The 24,670-nt window shown below is 69.6% G+C and carries 18 protein-coding genes and 3 pseudogenes; 6 read left to right on the forward strand and 15 right to left on the reverse strand.

What is annotated here, in order from left to right:
• Positions 1-137 precede the first annotated feature (137 nt).
• Both ACQP1V_RS24755 and ACQP1V_RS24760 read right to left on the reverse strand, forming a co-directional pair.
• Positions 138-1,235 (reverse strand): IS630 family transposase, encoded by a 1,098-nt coding sequence (locus tag ACQP1V_RS24755; RefSeq protein WP_433412161.1) that lies wholly within the window; start codon positions 1,233-1,235, stop codon positions 138-140.
• Between the two features lie 195 nt (positions 1,236-1,430).
• A pseudogene (locus tag ACQP1V_RS24760) lies at positions 1,431-2,570 on the reverse strand (IS701 family transposase); the annotation flags it as partial.
• Between the two features lie 230 nt (positions 2,571-2,800).
• On the opposite strand from ACQP1V_RS24760, the gene ACQP1V_RS24765 reads away from it, so the two are divergent.
• On the forward strand, positions 2,801-3,517 hold the full coding sequence (locus tag ACQP1V_RS24765) for a hypothetical protein (RefSeq protein ID WP_433412163.1): 717 nt from the start codon (positions 2,801-2,803) through the stop codon (positions 3,515-3,517).
• Between the two features lie 79 nt (positions 3,518-3,596).
• Here ACQP1V_RS24765 and ACQP1V_RS24770 read toward each other — a convergent pair whose 3' ends face one another.
• From ACQP1V_RS24770 to ACQP1V_RS24780, 3 genes are read right to left on the reverse strand one after another with little or no spacing between them, the layout of a single operon-like run.
• Positions 3,597-4,607 carry a zinc-dependent alcohol dehydrogenase gene (locus ACQP1V_RS24770; protein WP_433412165.1) on the reverse strand — a complete coding sequence of 337 codons (1,011 nt, stop codon included), beginning with the start codon at positions 4,605-4,607 and terminating at the stop codon, positions 3,597-3,599.
• Positions 4,604-5,602, reverse strand: a complete 999-nt coding sequence (locus ACQP1V_RS24775) for a Gfo/Idh/MocA family protein (protein ID WP_433412167.1) — start codon at positions 5,600-5,602, stop codon at positions 4,604-4,606. Before ACQP1V_RS24775 ends, ACQP1V_RS24770 begins: the two co-directional genes overlap by 4 nt.
• The gene (locus ACQP1V_RS24780; RefSeq protein ID WP_433412169.1) at positions 5,599-6,219 is read right to left on the reverse strand and encodes a polysaccharide deacetylase family protein; all 621 of its coding nucleotides are present in this window, start codon (positions 6,217-6,219) and stop codon (positions 5,599-5,601) included. The genes ACQP1V_RS24775 and ACQP1V_RS24780 overlap by 4 nt, the downstream gene beginning before the upstream one ends.
• Before the next feature lie 143 nt (positions 6,220-6,362).
• Between ACQP1V_RS24780 and ACQP1V_RS24785 the strand changes: the two genes are divergently transcribed.
• From ACQP1V_RS24785 to ACQP1V_RS24800, 4 genes are read left to right on the forward strand one after another with little or no spacing between them, the layout of a single operon-like run.
• The gene (locus tag ACQP1V_RS24785) at positions 6,363-7,151 is read left to right on the forward strand and encodes a GntR family transcriptional regulator (protein ID WP_433412171.1); all 789 of its coding nucleotides are present in this window, start codon (positions 6,363-6,365) and stop codon (positions 7,149-7,151) included.
• The gene (locus ACQP1V_RS24790; protein WP_387417065.1) at positions 7,148-8,536 is read left to right on the forward strand and encodes an ABC transporter substrate-binding protein; all 1,389 of its coding nucleotides are present in this window, start codon (positions 7,148-7,150) and stop codon (positions 8,534-8,536) included. Before ACQP1V_RS24785 ends, ACQP1V_RS24790 begins: the two co-directional genes overlap by 4 nt.
• 38 nt (positions 8,537-8,574) lie before the next feature.
• On the forward strand, positions 8,575-9,474 hold the full coding sequence (locus tag ACQP1V_RS24795; RefSeq protein WP_433412173.1) for a carbohydrate ABC transporter permease: 900 nt from the start codon (positions 8,575-8,577) through the stop codon (positions 9,472-9,474).
• A 4-nt stretch (positions 9,475-9,478) separates the two neighbouring features.
• Positions 9,479-10,510: a carbohydrate ABC transporter permease gene (locus tag ACQP1V_RS24800; protein WP_433412175.1), complete on the forward strand. Its 1,032-nt coding sequence runs from the start codon at positions 9,479-9,481 to the stop codon at positions 10,508-10,510.
• Here ACQP1V_RS24800 and ACQP1V_RS24805 read toward each other — a convergent pair.
• The 9 genes and pseudogenes from ACQP1V_RS24805 to ACQP1V_RS24845 all read right to left on the reverse strand — a co-directional run bounded on the left by ACQP1V_RS24805 (position 10,485) and on the right by ACQP1V_RS24845 (position 22,422).
• On the reverse strand, positions 10,485-10,790 hold the full coding sequence (locus ACQP1V_RS24805; protein WP_433412177.1) for a hypothetical protein: 306 nt from the start codon (positions 10,788-10,790) through the stop codon (positions 10,485-10,487). The genes ACQP1V_RS24800 and ACQP1V_RS24805 overlap by 26 nt on opposite strands.
• Positions 10,738-11,346 carry a hypothetical protein gene (locus ACQP1V_RS24810; protein ID WP_433412179.1) on the reverse strand — a complete coding sequence of 203 codons (609 nt, stop codon included), beginning with the start codon at positions 11,344-11,346 and terminating at the stop codon, positions 10,738-10,740. The genes ACQP1V_RS24805 and ACQP1V_RS24810 overlap by 53 nt, the downstream gene beginning before the upstream one ends.
• Positions 11,334-11,576 (reverse strand): annotated as a pseudogene (locus ACQP1V_RS24815) (hypothetical protein); the annotation flags it as partial. The gene ACQP1V_RS24810 and the pseudogene ACQP1V_RS24815, both read right to left, overlap by 13 nt.
• A 345-nt stretch (positions 11,577-11,921) precedes the next feature.
• Positions 11,922-13,328, reverse strand: coding sequence for an amidase (locus ACQP1V_RS24820; RefSeq protein WP_433412181.1), 1,407 nt, complete (start codon positions 13,326-13,328; stop codon positions 11,922-11,924).
• A 454-nt stretch (positions 13,329-13,782) separates the two neighbouring features.
• Positions 13,783-15,150, reverse strand: coding sequence for a glucose-6-phosphate dehydrogenase (locus ACQP1V_RS24825; protein ID WP_433412183.1), 1,368 nt, complete (start codon positions 15,148-15,150; stop codon positions 13,783-13,785).
• A complete protein-coding gene (locus ACQP1V_RS24830) occupies positions 15,147-16,976 on the reverse strand; it encodes a glycoside hydrolase family 15 protein (protein WP_433412185.1) in 1,830 nt (609 codons plus the stop codon). Before ACQP1V_RS24830 ends, ACQP1V_RS24825 begins: the two co-directional genes overlap by 4 nt.
• A gap of 36 nt (positions 16,977-17,012) precedes the next feature.
• The gene (locus ACQP1V_RS24835) at positions 17,013-18,062 is read right to left on the reverse strand and encodes an NAD(P)-dependent alcohol dehydrogenase (protein WP_433412187.1); all 1,050 of its coding nucleotides are present in this window, start codon (positions 18,060-18,062) and stop codon (positions 17,013-17,015) included.
• Between the two features lie 926 nt (positions 18,063-18,988).
• On the reverse strand, positions 18,989-21,718 hold the full coding sequence (locus ACQP1V_RS24840) for a PQQ-binding-like beta-propeller repeat protein (protein WP_433412189.1): 2,730 nt from the start codon (positions 21,716-21,718) through the stop codon (positions 18,989-18,991).
• Entirely contained in the window at positions 21,676-22,422 is a 747-nt protein-coding gene (locus ACQP1V_RS24845) for a hypothetical protein (protein ID WP_433412191.1), read from the reverse strand. The genes ACQP1V_RS24840 and ACQP1V_RS24845 overlap by 43 nt, the downstream gene beginning before the upstream one ends.
• 345 nt (positions 22,423-22,767) lie before the next feature.
• On the opposite strand from ACQP1V_RS24845, the pseudogene ACQP1V_RS24850 reads away from it, so the two are divergent.
• A pseudogene (locus tag ACQP1V_RS24850) lies at positions 22,768-23,001 on the forward strand (transposase); the annotation flags it as partial.
• A 91-nt stretch (positions 23,002-23,092) separates the two neighbouring features.
• Here the strand turns inward: ACQP1V_RS24850 and ACQP1V_RS24855 are convergent.
• Positions 23,093-24,415 (reverse strand): YibE/F family protein, encoded by a 1,323-nt coding sequence (locus tag ACQP1V_RS24855; protein WP_433412193.1) that lies wholly within the window; start codon positions 24,413-24,415, stop codon positions 23,093-23,095.
• Positions 24,416-24,670 lie beyond the last annotated feature (255 nt).

A 24,670-nucleotide genomic window follows, 5' to 3' on the forward strand; every position in this document is an offset into this window, starting at 1 on the left:
TGATCTGTGACGAGTCGCCCGTCAGCATGGCCTCGCGTACAGCATGGGCTCGATCTTGGCTGCAGAGGGACAGGGGAACGCCACCATGATCGAGTCCGCACCGCAAGAACCGCAAACCAAGCCGCACTAGTGGCCCGTCACGCAACCTTGGCCGGGTAACTCGTCCAGCTTCTGATCGGTGAGCTGGCAGCGAAGTTGGTCTTGGGCTCGGCTCGGGCGTTGCGCCAGCGCACGTAAGCGCCGATCGCCGCGTTCTGCTCGTCATGGGTGCGGTGGTCGGTGCCGTTCAGCGCGTAGTAGCGCAGCGCGGCGAACTCTGATTCGATCCAGTTCAACCAGGAGCCGTAGGTCGGCAGGAACACCAGCTCAACATCGTTGTCAGCAGCCCAGGTGCGGACCTGGGGATGCTTGTGCGGCGAGTAGTTGTCGGCGATCACATACAGCTTCTCGCCAGGCCAGCGGGCCCGCAACGTCTTGAGGAACGACAGGTATTCGCGCCAGCGCTTGCGCTTGCGGATCCGGTAGTACAGCTTGCCGGTGGCCAGGTCGAGCGCGGCGATCATGTGCATGACGCCGTTGTAGCGGTTGTAGGTGGCACGCAGCCGGGCCGGTGAACCCGCCGGCCGCCACCGCTTGCCCTTTCGAGGCATCAGGTTCAACGGCCCGAACTCATCGACGCAGATCACCCGCCCATCAGCGGGCGGGTGATCGTAGAGGTCCAGGACGCGCTGCATCTTGGCGATGAAGTGCGGGTCGGTGGAGGACTTCCACGTCGTGGTGGTCTGCCAGCTCACCCCGCCTTTACGGAGGATCCGCCGTAGGTGCTCGCGGCTGATCGCCGCCACCACTCCGCGGGTGATGAGGTGCTCGGCCAGGGTGCGCAGGCTCCAGGTGGAGTGTCCGGTGATGCCCCATTCGGCGGGGACCGTCTTGGCGATCAGGCAGATGTGCTCACGCACCTGGCTACTGATCGCTCGTGGACGGCCCCCGTTCCATTTTGGGTCGAGCGCGTCGAACCCCTTCTCGTTGAAGGCGTGGATGACATCCCGTACGTAGTCGTCGCTGACCTGCATCAACGAGGTGATGTCCGGGACGCTTTGGCCCTGGCCGGACATCATCACCACGATCGCCCGCCGCAGCTTGATCGGATCTTTAGCGCTCCGCGTGATCCGTTGCAGCTTGCGGCCTTCCTCCATGGTTAACGGCCGGACGAACACTTCCGGTCGGCGAGCCACGACCACCTCCCAACGTTGAAGAGGTAGCCAGCCTGACGGGTTCACCACCGGAGATCAATTACCCGTCCAAGATTCGGTGACGGGCCACTAGTAGGACTTTGTTAGATCGTCATGGTGGGCGTTGGTGACAAGTGGGGCATCGGCCTGCCCAGGTCGCCAGTAGCACCTGGAGCATGTGGAGGATCTTGTAGAAGGTCAGGCCGCCCCAGCTGCTTTTGGGCTGGTCAAGCGCAGTTCGGTAAGGAACAGGTGTGCGGCCGAGACCAGGGTCACGTGGCGGTGCCAACCGGTGAAGGAGCGGCCTTCGAAGTGCGTCAGGCCAAGGCCGGTCTTCAACTCCCGGTAGTCATGCTCGATCCGCCAGCGGATCTTGGCCAGACGTACCAGGTCCCGCAGCCGGATATCAGCCGGCAGGGTGGACAACCAGTAGTCGGTGGGCTCGCTCTCGCCGGGCGGCCATTCGGCCAGCAGCCAGCACTCGGGCAGCTGGCCGTCCTCACTGCGAGGGATGTCGCGGTTGGCCGGGCGCACCCGCAAGGCGATGAACCGGGAGGTCATTTTCGCGGTGGGGTTGCCCTTGGTGTGCTTGCTGCCGTATCGCCAGGTCACCCGGCGTAGCTGGGAACGGCCTGCGGACATCACCAGTTCACGCAGGTTGGACGGCTTGGTGCGGTACCTGGCAGTCGGCCGGCGGCCCGTCCCCGCATACGGTGTCGTCTCCGGCACGGCATCGGCGGCGTGGGCGCTGGTGGTGCCCTTGACGCTCACGATGTAGGGGATGTTCCGCGTAGTCAGGCCGAGCCGTAGCGCGGTGATGTCCCCGTACCCGGCATCGGCCACCACCAGCGGCGGCACATGCCCCCAAGCCGCGAGTTCATCGAGCATGTCCAGGGCGAGCTGCCACTTGGGGCGGTGCCGTTCCTCGTCGGGAATCTGGCAGCGCTGACGGCGCTGGGCGGTCCGGGCCGCCTCACCGCTGTCGGCGGTCAGCGCATCGTCCCAGCGCTCAGGCAGGAACAACCGCCAGTCCAGTGCGGCCGAGCAAGTGTCGGTTACCGCGTGCACGCTGACCGCGATCTGGCAGTTGGTGACCTTGCCTGCCGTGCCGGTGTACTGCCGGGCCACCCCCGGGGAGGCGTCTCCGTCCTTGACATGCCCGGTGTCGTCCAGCACCCACGCCTCCGGCGCGACCAGCCCGACCGCCCGAGCCGCAAGGCGCCGCCGCACCGCCCGATAGTCCCAGGTCGAGGAGGTGATGAACTGCTGCAGCCGCTGGTGATCCACTCCCAGCCGCTCCGCCATCGGCACCATTGACTTACGCCGACCGTCCAGCAGATCATCTCAGACAAGATCCCAAAGTAACAAAGCACTACTAGCAGCTGTGGTCTTGCCCCTCCGGCGTTTCCATTGCCACGATCCGTGTCCTGGGTGGCAGAGGTGGGTGGGTCTTTACCGAGGAATGACTGAGACGTGATGGAAGTTGACATGATGTGGGAAAATTATGTCAAACCGATCCGATCGCGAGTCCTCTCACCTACCCTGGACGGATCCCGGACACCTCTGGTGTGCTGCTCGACAATCGCTTCATCCCGCTTCGTCCGGTGCCGCACCTGCCTGTCGGGCAGTGGATCGTCTGCCGTGACGGCGCGACCGTCACGCTGGACGGGCTTTTGCAGAGCTTGGGTGTCAGCGGGCTCAGCGCACGCCACCCGGTGGTCGCGGTCGGGTCGAACGCCTCGCCCGGTCAGATGCGACGGAAGCTTCTGCGCCACTCCGTGCGGCCGGTGGTTCCCATGACCCTCGCGGAGGTGCCCGGCATCATCCCCGGGGTCTCGGCGCACGTGAGCAGGCCGGGGTACGTTCCCGCGGTCCCGGTCGAGGCGGCCGAGGTCTCCCGGTTGTTCGTGTTGTGGCTCGATGACGACGAACTTGCCGCTCTCGACCGGACGGAGCCGAACTATCGGCGGTGCCGGCTGCCAGCGGAACGGCATCCCGTCGTGTCGGCGTCCGGGGCGCCGTTGCCGCGGTGCTTCGTCTACGTGGGCAAGCACGGCCATCTCGTCGACGCGCACGGGCGGACGCGGCGGCTGACCACGCAGCATGATCTCATCCGGAGCCTGCTCGACGAGTCTCCCCGGCTCCGCCGCCTCTGCGGCACCACCCCGAAGTCCTTCATCGTCCGCGCACAGCACGCGGCCGTGCGCGAGGCGATCTACCGGCTCTTCCCAGCTGAACGCCTGGTACGGCCGCAGCCTGGGCTGATCGGACTGCCCGGGTCGTAGGAACCACGTCCGAACTCAAGAACGGCTTAAAAGCGCAAGATCGTTAATTGGATCGCGGCGGCGATCATCTCGGCCGACCCTACGGCAGCGCGGACCAGTCGAAACAGATCGCCCCGGCCGGAGCGTCGCCGTCACGCAGTTGTTCGTACGCCTGCGCCGCACGCAGGGGCGACACCCGTCCGGCGATCATCCCGGCGGTGCGGAAGGCGCCCGAGGCGAGACGGCGGAAGTACAGCTCGGTCACCGCGTCGCGGTTGAGCGGGCCGGCCGACGGGTCGTCGGAGACGATGTCGGCGTGCGCCCCGAGAATCGTCAGCGAGTCGCTGACCACGCCGGGGCCGAGCATCTGCCTGGACGGCGTGGGCGTGTCGCCGAGCAGCACGACGCGGCCCAGCCGGCGCGCGAGCCGCACCGCCTGGGAGAGCACCGCGGGGCTGCCGGTGACGTCGAAGACCACGTCGACGAGACGCCCGCCGGTCAGGTCGGCGACGGCGGAGCGGGCGTCGGCCGCGGGCATCGCCAGCACGTCCGTCGCACCGCTCTCCCGCGCCAGGCCGAGGCGCCGGGCGTCGGTGTCGATCGCCACGACGCGCGAGGCGCCGTGCGCGACGGCGTACTGGACGACGAGCTGTCCGACCGGGCCGAGCCCCAGGACCGCGACGGTCTCGCCCATGGTGATCGCCGCCCTGGCGGCGCCGGCGGCGGCGGTGACGACCAGTGGCACCCAGACCGCCTCCTCGTCGGACACATCATCGGGGAGGAGCCGCGCCTCACTGACGTTCAGCGTGATCAGTTCCTGGTGGGGGGCGTAGCTCTGCACCCGGTCACCCGGCCGCAGGTTCGTGACGCCCGCTCCTACGGCCTCCACGACCCCGGCCATGCTGTACCCGGGCCGGAACGGGTAGCGCACCCACTCCTCCCAGTTGGAGCCCGGGTCGAAGTCGCCGCGCAGGCAGGACAGCTCGGTGCCGGGGCTGATCAGCGAAAGCGTCGAACGGCAGAGCACCTCGCCCGCGCCGGGCGGTGCGACGTCCTCGTTCGCCACCCGGACCTCCCCCGGCTTGACGAACTCGACGAACCACGACCTCATCGGTCCCTCCCCAGGTGTATCGTCTGGCCGCTTGACGCGCTCTGGTAGGCGGCGTCGATGATGCGCATCGAGGTGATGCCGTCGGCGGCGCCGGGCGCGGGCTCGGCCCCGGCCAAGGTTCCGAGGAACGCGCGCATCTGCGCGTCGTACCTCCGCTGGATCGCCTGCTCGGACAGCTCTGCCGGGAACTTCCGCACCGGCTCCGCCCCTGCGCGCACGAGCGTGCCGGGGAAGGTCTGCGCGTACGCCTCGGTGCCGCACACATGCACGCTCCCCGACGGACCGGGCGCGTGCGGATGCCACCAGCCCGCCTCGACGCCGGAGGTGACCCCGTTGTCCCAGACGATCGTGAGGATCGCCGTGTCGTCGACCCGAAGGTCCCGGTAGTGCGTCCCGCAATGCGCGGTCACGCTGACCGGCTGCGGATCTCCGAGCACGTAGCGGCTGGCGTCGATGGCGTGGACCCCGAGATCCATCAGCGCGCCGCCGCCGGACAGGGCGGGATCGGTGAACCAACCGCCGGGGCCGAACCCCGCGTGCACGGCGTACGCCGTCGTGTGTACGGGACGGCCGAGCGTCCCGTCCCGCACCAGGTCGCGCAGCCAGCCGACCTGCTCGTCGAAGCGCAGGCAGTGGGCGAGCGTCACCCGGGCGCGCGGGCTCTCGGCGGCGGCGACGGCCCGGGCCTCGGCGGCCGTCATCGCCATCGGCTTCTCCAGCAGCACCGGCAGTCCCGCCTCCAGTGCCGTGACCGTCTGCCGCGCGTGCATCGCGTTCGGCGTGGCGACGATGAGCGCGTCCACTTCGCCGTCGGCCAGGAGCCGGTCGAGGTCGAGGTAGCGGCGGTGGAAGCCGTACCGCTCCGACAGCGCGGCCAGGGACTCGGCGCGGTGGTTGACGGCCGCGACCAGTTCGCCGCCACCGGCGGCGATGGCGCGCGCGTGATAGTCGGCGATGTAGCCGGTTCCGGCGATGGCCAGGCGCGGGGCGCTCATCCGAGCTCGTCCAGGCGGACGAAACGGGCACCGGCGGCGCGCAGGCCGTCGATGACCAGCGGCATGGCGCGGCCGGTCGCGAGGGTCCATGGGTGGAACAGCACCACCGCGCCGTCGCCGTGCGCGGTCGCCTGCTCGATGACGGTGCGGGCGACCTGGGGCCCGGTGGCCTTCGTCCGCCAGTCGAGGGCGTCCACCTGCCAGCTCACCTCCTGGTAGCCGAGCCGGTCCAGGGCGGCCAGGACCGCCGGGTCGTCGGTGCCGTCACCGAACGGGCAGCGGAACCAGGGCCGGGGGTCGTGCCCGGTGATGCGGCGGATGGTCTGCTCGGCGAGCCGTACGTCGCCCGCCAGCCCCTGGGGGGACAGCCATGTCATCCGCGCGTGGTGGTGGGAGTGGTTGCCGATCAGGTGGCCGTGCCGCGTCAGTTCCTTGGCGAGCGCCGGGTGCGCCTGGGCCCAGCGGCCCTGGACGAAGTGCGTCGCCACCACATCGCGTTCGGCCAGGGTGTCGAGGACGAGCCGGGTGCCGTCCGGGTGAGCGGGGCGGTCGGCGTGCTCGACGTCGAAGGTCAGCGCGACCCGCCAGGAAGCGTGTTGTCGGGGGGACTTCGCCATGTCTTGTCTACCTCTGTGTCGAGGGAGTCGGTTGTTGCCGTCTTGACAGGCTTGACAGCCATGGCGATTGTTGCTGACAAGATTATCATCAATCAACCGCTTGGTAGGGATTCCTATCCTTAACCGGAGGGACGGAACACCTGGTGGCCCGCTATCGGCTGGAATCCGGCTCGACCCCTCTGCACCACCAGGTGTATCTGGACCTGAGCACCGCGCTTGACGAAGGGGAATGGCGCCCCGGTGACCGCCTGCCCCCCGAGCGTGAGCTGGCCCGCCGTTACGGCTGCAGCCTCATCCCGGTACGGCGAGCGCTGGACGAGCTGACCCGCGAAGGCCGCCTGGAGCGCACCAGGGGACGCGGCACGTTCGTCCTGCATCCCCGGCTGGAGGTCGAGATCGGCCACAGCGGGAGCTTCGCCGACCTCATGCGCATGCACGGCATGGACCCGGACACCAGGCTGATCACCTCCCGGATCGAGCCGTCCGGGGAAGTGGTGGCCGCCGCGCTCGCGCTGCCCCCGGGCACGCACACCATCTACCTCGAACGGCTGCGCATCGCCGACGGCGAGCCGCTGTTCCTGGAACAGGTGTACCTCCCCGCCGACCGTTTCACGGGCCTGCTCGACCACGACCTCGAACGCAACTCCCTGTACGACCTGCTGGCCGAGCAGTACGGAGCCGTGGTCGTGCGCGCCCGCGAGGCCATCGAGCCGGTGCTGCTGCGGGCGCACGAGGCCCACCTGCTCGACCAGCCGTCGGGTCGCCCGGCCCTGCTCGTGGAGGGGGTCGCGTTCGGCCCCGAGAGCGAGCCGATCGAGTTCACCCGCAGCTACATAAGAGGCGACAGGGCCCGCCTGTCCTTCGAAGGAAGCATCCTTCGTCCCCCCGACCCGGCACCGGGGAGACCGACACCCCCTGAAGGAGACGCATGAACGGGACCCGCCCCCGGCTCCTGCCCGCCCTGGCCGTGATCGTGTCCGCCCTGGTCCTCGCCGCCTGCGGCCCCGGCGCCGGCACCCGCACCGGCGCCGCGCCGGTGGAACTGCGCTGGTACTGCTGCCTCGGCACCGGCGAGCAGGCCGACCAGGTCAAGGTGCAGCAGGCGGTCATCGACAAGTTCAACGCCCTCCATCGCGACATCAAGGTGAAGCTGGAGGTCGTCACCTACAACTCCGCCCGTGACACGCTCGCGACCCAGATCGCCTCCGGCAACGGGCCCGACGTCGTCGGCCCCGTCGGCGTCGGCGGCGCCGCGGCCTTCCACGGTCAGTGGCTCGATCTCGGCCCGTTCATCACGTCCGGCGACGTCGACCTCGGCTCGTACGCCGAGGGCACGGCCGACCTCTACCGGATCGGCTCGGTGCGGGAGGGCCTCCCGTTCGCGATCTACCCCTCGACCCTGTACTACAAGGCCGACCTGTTCGAGGAGGCGGGTCTCGCCGAGCCTCCGCACAAGTACGGCGAGAAGTACAGGTGGCCGGACGGCCGCGAGGTCGAGTGGAACGACGACACGCTCAAGGAGCTGGCGCTCAAGCTGACCGTCGACAAGAACGGCAAGGACGCCACCGAGGACGGCTTCGATCCGCAGAACATCGTGCAGTACGGCTTCGAGCCGGCCCGCGACGACCTGCGCTATCAGGGCGCCGCCTTCGGCGCGGGATCGCTGGACTCCGGCGACGGCAAAACCGTGCGGATCCCCGACGCGTGGGCCGACGCGTGGCGCTTCTTCTACGACGGCATGTGGAAGGACAGGTTCATCATGACCGGGCCGGTCTTCGAGACCGACCAGTTCAACGGCGACGGCGCCGCCTTCTTCTCCGGGCACGTCGCGATGAGCGTGAACTTCCTCTGGTCCACGTACGGCGTCGCGGGCGCGGGCACGGACTGGAACCTGGCCGCGATGCCCTCGCACGACGGCACGACCACCTCACCCACCAGCGCCGACACCTTCCGGATCCTGGCTGGGAGCAAGCACCCGGCCGAGGCGTTCGCGTTCCTGAGCTACCTGGTGGGCCCGGCGTCCGGCGAGCTCCTCTCCGCGTACGGCGCGATGCCGGCGCGCACCGCCGACCAGGACGCCTTCTTCCAGAAACTGGCCGGCCAGTTCACCAACACCGTCGACTGGCAGGTCGTCAAGGACAGCGTGCGGTACGCCGACAAGCCGCACTCCGAGGCGTACACGCCGAAGTACAACCAGACGCTCTCCATCCTCGGCACCTACCGGAGCCGCTGGATGACCAAGAGCGGGCTCGACATGAACGTGGAGCTGAAGAACATGCGCGACGAGATCCAGGACGTCTGGGACCGGTCTCGGTGACCGCCGTCCCTGTCCGCCGGCGTGCCACGATGTCCCGGATGTCCCGGATGGCCCGCCGGGAAGCCCGGCACGGGCTCCTGTTCATCCTCCCGTGGATCATCGGGTTCCTCGCGTTCACCGCGATCCCGATGGTGGCCACGTTCGCGTTCACGTTCCTCAACGTCTCGCTGTCCGAGTCGGAGCCGCTCAGGTTCGTCGGCCTGGAGAACTACCGGCGGCTCTTCGGCGACGGGCAGGCGTGGGCCTCGCTGTTGGTGACCGCCCGCTTCGCCCTGCTCTGGCTGCCGGTGGTCGTCGTCCTGCCGTTCCTGCTGGCCGTCGCCGTCAACAGCCGGAACGTGCGCGGCGGCGGGCTGCTACGCGTCCTGCTGTTCATGCCGTACGTGGTGCCGTTCGTGGCCGGTGCGCTGATCTGGCAGAACATGCTGGTCGAGGACGGCTGGATCAACTCGGCCCTGCGCTGGATCGGCGTCGCCCACCCGCCGAGCTGGCTGAACGACCCCACCTGGGTGATCCCCGGGCTCGTCCTGATCGGCCTGTGGGGGCTGGGCTCCGGCATCATCATCAACCTCGCCGGACTGCGCGCCGTCCCGACCCACCTGTACGACGCGGCCAGGCTCGACGGGGCAGGCTGGTGGCGCCGGTTGCGCCATGTGACGATCCCGATGATGTCGCCGGTGCTCTTCTACACGATGATCCTCGCCGTAGTCGACGTCATGCAGTACTTCCTCGTCCCACTGGTGCTCTTCGACGGCAGTGGCGACCCCGGCGGAGCGACCCGCTTCTTCAACCTCTACCTGTACCAGACGTTCTTCACCTTCCAGGAGATGTCGTACGGGTCGACATTGGCCTGGCTGCTCTTCGTCATCACCTTGATCGTGACCCTTGTGCTGTTCCGCCTGTCCCGGCACTGGGTCCACTACACGAGCGAAAGGTGATCCGGTGGCACCGCACATCGCCCGACGCACCCGGGTCGCGCTGATGACGATCGTGATGTTCGGCATCGTCGTGGCGTTCCTGGCCCCGCTGGCGCAGATGACGCTGACGTCGCTCAAGAGCGAGCGGCAGATCAGCCAGGCGCACGCGCCGCTTCTGCCGTCCGACCCGCGCACCTACACCTACCGGGGGCAGCGGTACGACGTGTACCTCGTGCCCGTCGACGGCGCGGTCCGCGAGCTGGCCCTGGTGAAGAAGGGACGCACGGAGAGCGGATTCGTCGACCCGGCCGAGCCGGAGAAGGGGGTCATCACCTGGCGGGGCTCCTGGCGCGGCCTTCAGCCGAGCTGGACCCTGGCACCGCAGTGGTCGAACTACTCCGACGTGTGGAACCTGATCGACTTTCCCCGGCTGCTGTTCAACACCGTCGCGATCGCGCTGATCGGCACACTCGGCACCGTCCTGTCCTGCACGCTGGTCGCCTACGGCTTCGCCCGCTTCCGCTTCCCCGGCCGCGGACCGCTGTTCACCCTGCTCATCGCCACGATCTTCCTGCCCGCCACGGTGACGCTGATCCCGATGTACACCGTCTTCGCCAAGATCGGCTGGGTCGGCACCTGGCTGCCGCTGCTCGTGCCGACGTTCTTCGCCAACGCCTACAACGTCTTCCTGCTGCGGCAGTACTTCATGACCATCCCGCGCGAGATGGACGAGGCGGCCTCGATCGACGGGGCGGGACCGCTGCGCACCCTGCGCTCGGTGATCGTGCCGCAGGCGTGGCCGGCGATCGCCGCGGTCACCCTTTTCCACTTCGTCTACACCTGGAACGACTACTTCACCCCGCTGGTCTACCTGTCGGGACAGCCTGACCTGCAGCCGCTCCAGGTGGGGCTCGCCGCCTTCAACGGTCTCTACACCCACAACCCCGCCTACATCCAGGCCGGCACGATGATGACGATCGCGGTGCCCGTGCTGCTGTTCGTCTGCTTCCAGCGCACGTTCGTCCGGGGCATCATGAGCACCGGAGTCGACAAATGACCCGGGGCGCCGGAGGCAGGGTGGTCAGCACGGCGTTCTTGACGTTGCTCGCCGCAGCCTCGATCCAGGCCCAGTCGGTGTGGCTGCCGGGACCGTAGTTCACCGAGCCGCCGGCCAGGCCGTCGCCGTGCGCGACCTCGATCGCGTCCACTCCGGCCGCGTCGAGAGCGGCGGCGATCCGGCCCACGTCCGCGGGGTCGATGCGGTGCCGGATGGCGTGCATGCCGTCACGCAGGGTGACGTCCTGGATGTAGAGCCGCTGAGCGACGGGGCTGGTCACCGGGCCACCTCCTCGGGGGTCTGGTCACTGTCGGAAGCACGACGGGCGCGACGGCGCGACGGGAGATCGACTCGGCGACCCGCAGGGCGGCCGACGTCATGATGTCGAGGTTGCCGGCGTACGCGGGCAGGTAGTGCGCCGCGCCCTCCACCTCGAGGAACACCGACACACGGGTCGTCACCGGGCCCGACCCCTCGGGGATCAGCGTGTGCACCGGCTCGTCCGCCGGGATCGGGGTGAACTGCACCTCCTGCTTGAGGCGGTACCCCGGGACGTACTCCGCGACCTGCGCGACCATCTCGCTGATCGACGCGCGGACGGCGTCCTGGTCCGCGTCCCCGATCAGGCAGAACACGGTGTCGCGCATGATGAGCGGCGGATCCGCCAGGTTCAGGATGATGATCGCCTTGCCGCGGGCCGCGCCGCCGACCTTCTCGATGGCGTGGGAGGTGGTCTCGGTGAACTCGTCGATGTTGGCGCGGGTGCCCGGGCCCGCCGACCGCGAGGAGATGGAGGCGACGATCTCCGCGTACGCCACGGGGGTCACCCGGGACACCGCCGCGACGATCGCGGGGGCGCGCCCTCCAGCACCGGAACCGGCGGGTCGTGCGAGAGGCCGCCGGAGCCGATGAACAGCACCCGCTTGTCGAGTTCGGCGGCGGCCTGCCCGACGGCGGTGCCAAGGGCGCGGATCCGGCTCACCGGGCCGAGCGGGGCGGCGACGCCGTTGACGAAGACGGGCACAACGGGTACCCGGTCGATGCCGCCGAAGAGCACCTCGAGCGGCTGGGCGAAGCCTGGAGCGCGGCCCGAAAGAGCCGAAGATCATCAACGCCCACTCCCCCGGCACGCTCCATCACCTCTACGTCATCACCGGGAAGCTGCGGGCCGGGCCCGTCAGCGAACCGGTCGATCTCGCGGCCGGCGACTTCGTACGGCCCCCGGGCGACATCCCGCATCGCTACATCTGCCTCAGCGAGCGGGTGGTGGCCCACATGGTCACCACCGTTCCCCAGATCCGGCAGGTCGGCCCGATCGTGACCAGCGTCGGGGAACCCGCCTGACCCGATCACCCACCCCGGCCCCGTCGGCGGCGCGAGACGCGCCGCCGACGGCCTGGATCGGCTCCTCCTAAGCGGTCACCCGTCCTCCCTCTACCCCCGTGACATCCGTGGCCGGCAGGTCCCGGACCGCGCGGTCGACGAGGGCGGCGGCGTCGAAGAGCAGCCGTTCGTCACCGGCCCGGCAGAGGAACTGCAACCCGACGGGGAGGCCGTCGACCGTCCCGGCCGGGACCGTGAGCGCGGGCAGGCCCAGCAGGTTCCACGCGCTGGTCAGCGCGAGCAGAGCATTCCGTACGGCCACGGGCGTGCCGTCCAGTTCGGTCTCCCGCTGGCCGAGGAAGGGCGCGGTGAGCGGCACGGTCGGCAGCGCGAGGACGTCGTGGCGCTCGAACAACCCGTCGACGGCCTCGGCGAGCAGAGGGCGGGTGCGCAGCGCCCGGACGTACCGCCAGGCCGGCACGGCGGCGGCTCCCTGGAGGCGTTCGAGGACTTCGGGGTCGAACAGGTCGGGCGTCTCCGCCATGCGGTCCGCGTGCACGGCCGCCGCCTCGCCGCTCTGGATGGCGGTGAACCCCTCACGGAGGTCCTGCACGACTCGCGGCGCGATGAAGAGTTCGCTGACGGGGCCGGTCCCGGCCTCCAGCGCCGCGCGGACCGAACGCAGGACGCGGGGGTCGCAGGGGGACAGCGCGCCGGTGTCGAGCCAGGCGACCCGAGGCTCCCGCCCGGCCGGCCGCAGACCGTCCGGAACGAGGACCTGGTACGCGATCCGGCAGTCCTCCGCGTCCCGGGCGAACAGGCCGACGTGGTCCAGCGTCTCCGACAGAGGGAAGACGCCGTCGGCCTGAATCCTGCCGTACGCGGGCTTGAAACCCGCGATCCCGCACAGTGCGGCCGGTATCCGGACGGAACCTCCGGTGTCGGTGCCGAGGGCCAGAGGAACCATGCCCGCGGCCACCGCGGCGGCGCTTCCGGCGCTGGATCCGCCCGTCATCCGCTCGGGGTCGTGCGGGTTGCGGACGGGCCCGTTGGCGGAGCGATCCCCGGTCGGCCCGTAGGCGAACTGGTGGGTGGTGGTCTGGCCGACCATGATCGCGCCCGCCGCACGCAGCTGCCGCACGCAGGCGGCGTCGGAGGTGGGCACGTGATCAGCGAAGTGCCGTGACCCCATCGTCGTGGGCCGGCCCGCGACCATGATGAGGTCCTTGACCGCGACGGGGATGCCGTGCAGTGGGCCCCGGTCGACGCCGTCGGCGATTTCGCGATCCGCCTGCCGGGCCTCGGCCAGCGACTGGTCGGCGGCCACGGTCACGAACGCGTTCACGAGCGGATCGAGCCGGGTGACGGCGTCGAGCGCGGCACGGACGAGGTCCGTCGCGGTGGTCCGGCCGGCCCGCAAATCCGCGCCGAGGTCGCTGATCGACCGGTCGACGAAAGGGCCAAAGGGGGTGGTGATCGATGTGGAAGGGGGCAAGGACGCCATCCTGTCGGTCGGTGAGCTCGGTGACCGCCGCCATGCGTTCCGGAAGCCGGGGATCATGTCGAGCAAAGGGGTGATCGCCACGGTACATACCGCCATAGAGGCGGCGTAAGCCCACCTTCAATGGGAAAACGCCCCCTGCCGCGCTGACGGCGGCCGGGGCGAGGCGCTTCGAGCGCAGGAGAGACTGCCGCGCTGCGCGATCAGCATCGCGAAGCCCAAGAACATACGCCGCCAGGCCGAGCGGCGCACCCACCACGATCTCCAGCAGCAGACCCCGGCCCTGCAGATCGAAGCCGGGCATCACGAACGGCACGATGACCGCCGTGATCAGGAAGGGGCGCGCGATCCGCATCAGCGTCAGTTTCCGCCATCCGGCATCGACAAGGAGGACCGCGACGGGGATCTGCCGAACGTGGGAATCCGCGGCGCCTGGGAAGGCGCCTCCCTACGGCTGCCCGGGAGCGGGCCCGTCCGAGCCGGCCGGATACTCCTCCAGCGGAACCAGGCCCCTCGACCAGGCGGACAGCACGGGCGCGAGGATCCGCCACGCCTCCTCGGCCTCGTCACCGCGGATGGACAGGGTGGGATCCCCGTTCAGGACGTCCAACAGGAGCCGGCCGTAGGCGGGGAGGTCGGGTGGCTCCATCCGCGCGGTCAGCGCGAGCGGCACGAAGGTGCGCGCGTGGGAACCGATGCCCGTCAGATCCAGGGTCACGCACTCCGGTTCGAGTCCGAAGCGAAGCACGTTGGGCAGGGCTTCCCCGTGGTGGCCGAAGGGCACGTAGGGCACGGGCCGGAAGCGCACCGCGACCTCCTTGCGGTCAGTCCCGAGCGCCTTGCCGCTGCGGAGCCGGAAGGTCGTTCCCGACCAGCGCCAACAGTCGAGTACCAGCTCGACCTCGGCGAAGGTCTCCGTTCGGCGCCCCGGGTCCACGCCGTCCTCGTCGACGTAGGCGGGAACGTCACGGTGACCGATCCGGCCGGGCAGGTAGCGCGCGCGGCGGGTACGGCGCAGGACATCGTCGCCGGTGAGGGGCCGCACCGACCGCAGCACATCGAGTTTCCGGTCACGCAGATCGCGCTCGCCGATAGTGATCGGCGGTTCCATGGCCACCAGGCACAGCAACTGCAGCAGATGGTTCTGCACCATGTCCTTGAGGGCCCCGACGCCGTCGTAGTAGCTCGCCCTGCCTTCCAGGGTGAGGGTCTCGTCCCAGACGATCTCCACCTCGGCGATGTGCGTGCTGTTCCAGATGGGCTCCAGCACGCGGTTGGCGAGCCTGCTGCCGAGGACGTTCTGCACGGTCGACATGGCGAGGAAGTGGTCGACCCGGAAGACCGCCCGCTCCGGCACGAGGTCGGCGAGCAGCCGGTTCAGCTCGACCGCGCTGTCCAGGTCTTCGCCGAACGGCTTCTCCAGCACGATCCGGCTGCCCGGCGGCAGGCCCGCCCGGTGCAGCGCCTGGATCGCGACGGGGAAGAGCGCCGGGGGCAGCGCGAGATAGACAGCGACGGGTCCCGCACCGGCGACGACCGACGCGACGTCGGCGGCGTCGGTGATATCGGCCCGCCGATAGCGCGCCGAGCCGATGATCGCCTCCCTGGCGTCCACCGGCCACGCGGCGCCGTGGTGGTCGAGCTGGGAGGCCGCCCAGCCTCGGAACCGCTCGTCGTCCCAGCTCGCCAGGTCGGCGCAGGTGAGCTGGAACCCGTCGCCCAGCTGCCCGGCCGCCCGCAGGGCGGCCAGCCCCGGCAGCAGATAGCGTGCGCTGAGGTCACCGGTCGCTCCGAAGACCGCAAGTCGATCGATCATGCTGTCGCGCCTGCCTTCGCCCGTGTGAGGTTCACTCCGCTGGCGATGACCCCGATGTGGCTGAAGGCCTGCGGGAAGTTGCCGATGAACGCGCCGGTCGAGGGGTCGATCTGCTCCGGCAGCAGCCCGAGCGGGCTCGCCCGGGCGCACAGGGACGCGTAGAGCTCGCCGGCTTCTCCGACCCGGCCCTGCCGTACCAGGTTGTCGACCAGCCAGAAGCTGCACAGCAGGAAGGCGCCCTCGTCACCGGAGATGCCGTCGGGCGACTGATCGTGCAGGTAGCGGTAGAGCAGGCCGCCGCCGGCCGAGAGGCGATCGGCGATGGCCCGGGTGGTGGCCACCATCCGCGGGTGATCGGCGGGCACAACGCCGCGCAGCGGAAGCGCGAGCAGGCTGGCGTCCAGACCGCCGCTGCCGTCGAGGTGCTCACTCAGGCACCGCGCCTCCTCGTTCCAGGACTGGGCCAGGATGAGCCGGCGCAGCTGCTCCGCCGAGGCGCGCCACGCCGCGACCTGCCCGGGCAGCCCGAGCCGCTCACCGATCGCCGCGGCCCGGTCCACGGCCACCTGGCACATCCCGGCCGAGTACGTGAACACCCGGCCTTCGCCGCGTACCTCCCAGATGCCTTGATCCGGTTGCCGCCACGCCTGGCCCGCGGCGTCGGCCAGCCCGGCCAGGCTCTGCCAGAGCGCGGGCTGGAGGTCACCGCCGGAGCGCAGCCACTGGTCGGCGCAGTCCAGCACCTCGCCGTAGACATCGTGCTGGCGCTGGTCGGCCGCCCCGTTGCCCCAGCGCACCGGGCCGGAGCGCCGGTAGCCTTCCAGCTCGCCGTCCTCGACCTCGTCGGGTACCGGGCTGCCGTCGACGTCGTACATGATCCGAGGCCGCCGGCTCTGCTCGAAGGCGTCGAGGATCCAGCCGAGGAAGGCGCCCGCCTCGCCGGCGAAGCCGATGCGGCGCATGGCGAACACGGCGAAGGCCGCGTCGCGGATCCAGGCGTAACGATAGTCCCAGTTCCGGACCCCACCGATCGGTGCGGGCAGCGAGGACGTGGGCGCCGCCACCAGCGAGCCGTTGACCCAGTGATCGCACAGTTTCAGGGTGATCGCGGCGCGTCTGACCAGCGGTTCCTCGGGCCCTTCGTAGTGGAAATGCGTCATCCAGCGACGCCACGCGTCCGCGGTCCCCCGCAGCATCGCCTCGGCGTCGAAGCGGTGGTGACGGTGGAAGCGTCCCCAGGACAGCACCAGGTCGAGGCGGTCGCCCTGCTCCAGGTCGTGCGTGGTGTGCAGACCGGCCAGGGGACGGTTGGCGCGGAGGTGCAGCCGCAGGTCCGGCCGCCGGTACGCCCGCACTTCCAGCCCGCTGAGCAGGGCCCTGGCCTGTGCGCCGCCGCGGGGCTCCACGTCCACCCGGAGGCGGACGTTCCCGGCCAGGACGACGGCCGACCGGACGAGTTCGGCCCTGTCGACGGGAGCGTCATCGGTCAGGTCTGCGCCGGAGCGCAGGGCCAGCGCGTCGGTGACCTGGACCAGGCCGGTGGCGCTGCGCAACTCGGTCACCAGCACCCCGGTGTCGGGCGCGTACCGCTGCCGGGCCTCCACCAGTTCCTCCGGCCTCATCGTGAAATGCCCGCCCCGTGCGTGATCCAGCAGCCCGCAGAACAGCGGCTCGGCGTCGAACCGGGGAAGGCACAGCCACGGAATGGACCCGTCGAGACCGACCAGCGCGGCCGTCGCGCCGTCCCCGATGAGGCCGAGATCCTCCAACGGGAGGTAGCCGTCAGTCCTGCGAACCGGCCGGAACGGTGGATCCGAATTGATCATGCCGCCTCACTTCCGCAGCGCCGGAAGAGTACAGAGCTAGAAGGTGATCAGCACTTTCACGACGTCGTCGAGTTTCTGGTCCGCGACCTCGAAGGCCCGCTCCATGTCATCGAAGCGGAACTCGTGCGTCGTCATGTGGGAGGGGTCGACCCGCTTGGCCTCCAGGACCCGCAGCAGGCGCTCCATGCGCAGCCTGCCTCCGGGGCAGAGGCCGGTGGCGATCGTCTTGTCGGCCATTCCGACCCCCCACTCGACGCGGGGAATGCGTACGAACTCCCCTTCGCCGAAATAGCCGATGTTGGATACCGTGCCGCCGGGCTTGGTTATCTTGACCGCGGTCTGGAACGTCGCATCCGCGCCGAGCGCCTCGATGGCGGTGTCGACGCCCTCGCCCCCGGTCAGCTCCAGGATCCGCCCGGCGACGTCCTCATTGACGAAGTCCACGATCTCGTCCGCGCCGTACGTGCGCGCGAGCCGCTGCCGGCGTGGGACCGATTCGACCCCGACGACGAGGCCCGCGCCGCGGAGCCTGGCCCCCGCGGTCGCCATCAGACCCACCGGGCCCTGCGCGAGGACGGCGACGGTGCCACCGATCGGGATGCTCCCCTTCTCGGCCCCCATGAATCCGGTCGAGAGCATGTCGGCGCAGTAGACCGCCATCTCGTCGGCAATGCCGTCGGGGATGCGCGCGAGATTGGCGTCGGCCTCGTTCACGTGGAAATAGTCGGCGAACACTCCGTCCTTGGAATTCGCGAACTTGAAGCCTCCGAGCGGCCCGCCGGACTGCGACGGGTAGCCGTTCTGGGCGGACAGGTCGCCCCAGTCGGGGGTGATGGCGCCGACCAGGACGCGGTCGCCGGGCCGGAAGTACGCCACCTCACTTCCGACGGCGTGCACGATGCCCACCGCTTCGTGCCCCAGGGTCAGGTTCTCCCGGGGGCCGATGCCGCCTCTGACCGTGTGGGAGTCCGATGTGCAGATGAGGGCCCTCGTCGTCCGTACGATGGCGTCCCCCGGGCCCGGCTGCGGAACGGGCTTCTCCATGAAGCCCACGCGCCCGATCTCCTTCATCACGAACGCCTTCACCTGATCCGTCCCTCCTGTCGGCGCCTCACCGCCGCGGGGACGGCGGCCCGCCTGCCGGGCGGGCTCCCTGCCGGTTGGCGGCGGCCGACCGCACCGCATCCGCGCGGCCATGTCCCGGTGAGGTTGCGGACGCGCCGCCACCATGTGATCTGTTTCCGCAGGTCAAGTGGTGAGCGCCCCTGTAGACAGTTCATGCCCCGACCTGTCGCCGACAACCAGGAAGCCCGGCTCCGCGATCGGCGGCCAGTGCGCTGTCCGCTCACCCGGATCGCGGGAGCGGAGCGGAGGGAGCAAGGACCGGAGCGAAAGCCCGGCGAAGCGGGCTTCACGACTACCTGAATAGGGAACAAAATGGAGGATCATCCCGAACCGCCGCTACGCTGTTTTCTTCATGACCACGGCAACACCATTGTTCCGTGGAGGGGCGATGCGTAAGCAGTCAATTAGCGGCAAATGGCTCATACTGCCACTTCTGGCGACATCGATTGCCTCCTCAGCTCTTATCGCATCACCTGCCGCCACCGCCGCCACAACAAATCACCCGACCGCCGCTCCCTCGAAGCAGTACATACAGGTCGATGCGGCCACAGGAAAGGTGATTTCTATCAGCTCGACCCCACCACCGGCCCGAGACCTACGGCAACCCAGCCGCTACAGCAACTTTCCTGCCTTTGGGTGGTGGGCAGCCCCCTGACCCGAACGCCACTGACCGGTAGAAGGACCTCGGACGTCTAGGCCCGTCGTGATGTGCCGAGTCCCTCCTTCTACCCCCACGGTCTCGCTCCGCCACCGGTCTCAACCGCTACGCGGCCCCTTCGGGGTGCTTCGCGTTGACGCCGGCCGCTCCTCCCGCTCCCTGCCCTAAAACGTCAGACACCCCAGCCTCTATCGAAAGCTGGGGTGCCGCGATTCAGGTGTACAGCTAACTAGGGGCTAGTCGTGGGCCGTGCGTAAATGTTTCCGTTGGAGCTGCCGACATACACGAAGCCATCCGACACCACAGGGTCGGTTTCGACGGCGCCGCCGGTCCGGAACCGCGATCGCACCGTGCCGGTCGCGGCGTCGAGGGCGTACAGCGTTCCCGCGACGTCGGAGAGGTAGATGGTTCCGCCCGCTGCCACGGGACCGGTGTCGCGGCCCCCGTCCAGCGGGAGGCGCCAGCGCGCCTTGCCCGTGGCCGCGTCGAGCGCGTACAGCGTACGGTCGGGGCCGGCGGTGTACATGAGCCCGTCCGCCACCACGGCGTCCCATTGGTAGGCGGGCTTGTCGCCCTCGGCCCGGAAGTTCCACAGGAGCGTGCCGGCGGTGGCGTTCAGCGCGTACGTGACGCCCGCGCTGTCGCCCACGTACACGGTCTCGCCGGCCACCACCGGACGGAAGTAGAGGGAGAGGGTGCCGGTGATCCGTGACCTCCATCGGACCTCGCCGGAGACGGCGTCCAGGGCGCTCACGTCGCCGTAGCTGCTCGTGGCATAGACGGTCGCGCCGGCCCGTACCAGCTGGATGCGGGCGCGTTCCGCGCCGGCCCGGTAGCGCCATTTCTCGGTTCCGGTAGCCGGGTCCAGCGCGTACATCATGCCGTGGTCACCGCCGGTGAGAACAACGTCGCCGGCCGGCACGGCATCAGGGTTGAGCACATCGCCCGGTAGCTGAAAGGTCCACAGCTTCTTCCCGGAGGCGGCGTCGAGCGCGACGAGTTTGGCCTTTGAGAACCAGGCGGGGCGCCGGGTCCAGACGTAGAGGCGGCCCGCGGCGACCACGAGGTCGGCGAACACGAAGATCTTGCGGCTCCACCTCAGGCGGCCGGTGGCCGTGTCCAGCGCCACCAGCCTGCCGGTGCTGCTAGCCGCGTACACGGAACCGTGCGCCACCACGTGGTCATTCATCATGGAACCGCCCGTCCGGAAGCGCCAGCGCACCGCGCCGGTGGCGGCGTCCAGCGCGGACACCGTGCCGTCGCCGCTGGTGGCATAGACGACGCCGCCGGTCACCACCAGATCGGTACGCACGGCCGCGTCGGTCGGGAAGCTCCATCCGCGGTCGCGCGCGGGGGCGGGGGCGGGGGCGTCCGGCTCGTACCGGGCGAGCAGTCGGTCGCGCAGCAACGGGGAGATGAGCCGCACCGCCTGCCGGGAGGACGAGGTCAGCCGGACGATGACGGGGCCCACGTTGATGATCGTCGCGCCGTAGAAGCCGTTCGTCGTGGCCGCGGTGTAGGACAGGAAGCCCGGCGTCTCGGTGGTGGGATCGATGTCGCCGCCCTCTTTGATGGCGGCGACCTCGGCGCTGTACAGCTTGCGCGCGCTCGCCTCCGACGACGACACCCATTCCACGGACAGCGAGACGACGGCGCCGTCGTCGGCCAGCGGTATCCAGTCGCATTTCGCCGCACCGTCCGTTGCCGGGGCCGCGCGGTAGCCATCCGCGAACGCCGCCAAGTCGCGGCCGGTCAGCAGGCCGCAGGCGTCCGGCCAGGCAGTCTTTGGGTGGACGGTCCCGTAGATCAGCCTGTACGCGGTGAGCCGCCCGTCCCCGGGGACATCGCTGAACACGAAGGCCATGTCCCGGCTCGCCCCGGCGAGGGAGACCAGGCGGGCGGGCAGGTCGATCGGTAGCCCGCCGAGTCGCCCGGTGCCAGGGTCCACGGAGATCAAGTAGGCGGGCAGCGGCCAGGTGGAGATACCGCCCCGGTCGTTCGCCACGGTGGAGAAGCCGGCATACAGGGGCGGGTTCCAGCGGTCTGGATCGGTGATCTTGACGGCTTGCGAGCCGGTGGACAGCAGGCGGCCGTCGGGCCCGAAGAAGAAGTCGTCCTCGCCCGCCCTGGCCTGCACGTACCCTTCGGCGTTGGCCGTGAGCCTGATCGGCGGACCTCCGTCCTTCGGGGAGGCCGATGACGGCAGCAGGCGCGTCCATCCCTGCCGCAGGGTGCGCGGATCCATCGAGGCCAGCCGCAGCTCGTTCCCCTGGCAGTAGCTGAGCAGCCGCACCGATCGGGCCGTCGCGGCGCCGGTCAGCCGACAGCTTCGCGGGTAGGTCGCCTGGGCCGTGGTCTTTCCGGTCCGCGCATCCAGGGCCTGGATGTCGAGCGGTTCGTCCATCCGCTCGAACACCACGATGCCGCGCTCGGTCACCATGATCCGCGGGCCGCGGTACGAGCCGGTGTCGTCCACCCGGGGTTGACTGAGGGCCGTGGTGATCGTACGCCGCCACAGCGCCGCACCCGTGTCCAGGTCGTGGCCGTACAGGGCCTGCTCGGCACCGTCCGGTATCCCTCTGGCGACGACGAGCGTGTCGCCCGCGATCCAGACGCCGGTGATGGGCGCGGGCTGGGCCGCGTCGGTGGGGATGGTGCGTTGGAGCGCGCCCGTGCGCGGGTCATGGATCCGTACGATGCCCTGGCGCGTCGCCACGGCGACCGCCCGACCGGACACGGCGTGGCCCGGGGCCTTCAGAAATTTGTTGCCGTTCTCGGCGACGGTGGGCACCGACCACACCGCACGCCATTCGATGGGTACGCGCGAGAGCCCCGTGGTGTTGTCCACGGCCGCGGCCGAGCAGGTCGCCAGGATGACCACGACCAGGATCGCGACCGACCGGTACCCGCGCGCGGTCAGCACTTCCCGGCCTTGGCGAGCTTCCGTTCGATCGCGCACGCGTCGCTCCTGGAGATCGGCTGCCAGCCGCCGAGCGGGGAGGTCGTGTAGTGGGCATGGTAGGTGCTGGAGGTACCGGTCACTCGGAACGGGGTCCTGTCCGGCCCCTGGATCGTCATCTGCTCGGTCTGGTCTGCCGCGAGCACGGTGACCAGGAGGTCGAAGGCGTAGTAAGCGGCCGTGCCCGTGACCGTCATGGAAAGCGTGACCCGTTCGTCCCGTTTGAGGTCTATCTGCTTCTTCCTGAAGTACGAGGTGTCCGGGTCTTTGGGAGTGGCGAAGCGGGGTGTGGGTTCGTCGAGATCGGCGGACAGTTCGATGGTGTCGGCCTCTCCGGCGGGGGTGTAGATGAACAGCGCACCGTCCGAGACGGGCTTGCGGTCGAGGACGCGCGGCTGGATGTCGACGATGCGCAGGCTGCTGCGGTTGCCGACGAGGACGACGGTGAGGTCGGCGGTCTCGAGCGGGGCCCAGTCGTGGCGCGCCATGACCTCGTCACGTCGCGAGCCGGATGCGCCTCCCAGCAGGACCGCCCGGTCCGCAGGGTCGGTCACCGGTTGCCTCAGGGTGGTGTCCTGTGCGGCGTAGTCGACGGCCACGTGGCCGACCTTGATCGGGGGCTCGCCGCTGATGCTGTCGACGGCGTCGGGGCCGCGCGCGTTGAACCAGGCGGTGAACACCACCCCGACGGCCGCGACGATCACGGCGCTGAGAATTCCCGCCAGCCACGTCCGCAGGGATTTCCATCCCCCGGACTCATCGGCTTGGGGGGCGGAAGCGGCACGCCTCTTCTGACGCGCTTTGGCCATGGGACGTCCCCCCTTTGCCGGCTGCGAACGGTAGCTGATTTATAGCTGATGGGACGGCCGCGTTGTCGAACTATCGACAAATCGGCTCAGGGATTAGCCAGAAGATGCGAAAAGTCGCATCGGGACTATCGTCGCGAACGGGATTCGGAAGGGTAGCTGATGTGCCTCGCATTAATCCGGATGCCGAAATGCTGCAGGATCAGTTCGTTGCACACTCCTATTTAGTGCAAGGTCACCAACTGTCAGATCGCCGTCAGCCTGCACGCGGTGACCGACACCTGCTCGGCCGCGCTCGGTTGGCGGCTGTTCCTCCCCGAGGGCTGGGACGACACCCTGGCCGCCGACAACGATCAGGCGGGCCGGATCGCCCAGCGGCGGCGGCGCCAGATCCCCGATGACGAGCGGCACCGCCCCAAGTGGCAGCTCGCTGCCGGCCAAGGTTCGTGCCCACCAGCGAACCGGTCTCAGCCTTGAGCAGGCGGGCTATCTGCTTGGTTCGGGTCACGACGGCGCCGAACATGGCGAACGCCGTGGAGCTGCCACCGGGCGCGCCCAACGGCCCCGCTCACCGTCCCGGACGCGGAGCGGCACCGGACCAGGCACTGTCATCGGGCGGGAGGTCCGACCAGACGTCCGGGTCGGGCGAGCCGCGCCGTCGATGGCGCGCGGGAGGCGGTGGCTGCTCCTCGTGTGAGGTCTGCCGCGCGGCGGTGAGTGCGGCGAGAGCGGTGGTGATGGGGACGGCCGCGATGAGCCCGAGCGTGCCGACGATGCTGCGGATGATCTCCTGGGCGACGATCGGGTTGCGCAGTACGTCTCCCAGTGGCTGCTCCCCCACGCTGAAGAGCAGAAGCAGGGGAAGCGCCGCACCGGCGTAGGCGAGGACGATCGTGTTGATCACTGAGGCGATGTGCGCGCGCCCCACGCGGGCCGCGGCCCGGTAGAGGAGGCCGAAGGAGTAGCCGGGGTTGGCGACGGCCAGTTCGCCCACCGTGACGGCCTGGGTGACCGTGACGTCGTCGAGGACTCCCAGGGCGCCGATGATGATGCTCGCGAGGAGCAGGCCTTGCGCGTTGATGCGATAGCCGGTGTCCAGCATGAACGAGCTGTCGTCGGTCATCCCGGTGAGGTGGGCGACGTCGATGGCGACCGCGGAGAGAACGCCGGTGATGGTGAGGCTGGCCAGCGTGCCGAGCACGGCCATCGAGGTCGGGATCGTGAAGCCGTGGGTGAGGTAGAGGACCGTGAGCATGATCGCCGCGGAACCCACGATGGCGACCAGCGTCGGCGACTCGCCCGCGAGGATCGCCGGGATGATGAAGGCCAGCAGCAAGACGAAGGTGACGGCCAAGCCGATCAGCGCGGTCAGTCCGCGCCAGCGGCCGAAGGCGACCACGGCCAGGGCGAAGGCGGCGACGAACATCCAGAGCGGTGCGGATCGGTCGTGGTCGGACAACAGGTACTGCGGCGCATCGGGCGTGTCCTGCGGCATGTGGACCAGCACGACGTCGTCGCCCGCGGCGAACCGCTGCGCGCCGGGGCCGCTGGGCAGCTCCGTCATGACGGTCCGATTTGCTTCGGGCCCGCTGGTGAGCCGGACCCGGACGTCGGCACACGTATCGGGAGTCGCCGACGCGGTCTCGGAGGTCGCCACCTCCTCCGGCAAAGCGGGGCACGGCTTGGGGTAGACGCCGATGATCATCCCGGTTACCTGCGGCAACCCGGGCGATGGCGGGCGTGCGGGCCTCTGGTCTCCGGGCCACAACCAGATCAGGGCGGCCAGGGTCGTCAGGGTGATGGGCACGAGCACGGCCAGCGTCGCCCACACCGTCTTACGGGTGGCGGGCAGGGGCGAAGCGGAGGTGCCGTGGCTGTGGTTGGCGCCCATGATGGACGTTCGTCTCCTCGGGGTGCGGTTCCTCGACGTGGGAAGGTGGCGCGCGGTCCGTTCCCTCGCGCCGCTCTCATCGTTCCGTACCGCTCAGCGTGAGCGGTGCTCGCTGAGCCGTACTCACGAGGCGTCCGCCTGCCGCGCCCCGCCGGCCGCTTTCGAAGACCGCGATGAGGAGCTATGCTGAGCCGCTGCGAAGGGGAGTAGCCCCGCAAACCGGTCATCGACACACTGGAGCCCCGGCTCCCGGTG

The sequence above is a fragment of the Microtetraspora malaysiensis genome (assembly GCF_050947145.1).
GTDB lineage: Bacteria > Actinomycetota > Actinomycetes > Streptosporangiales > Streptosporangiaceae > Microtetraspora_A > Microtetraspora_A malaysiensis.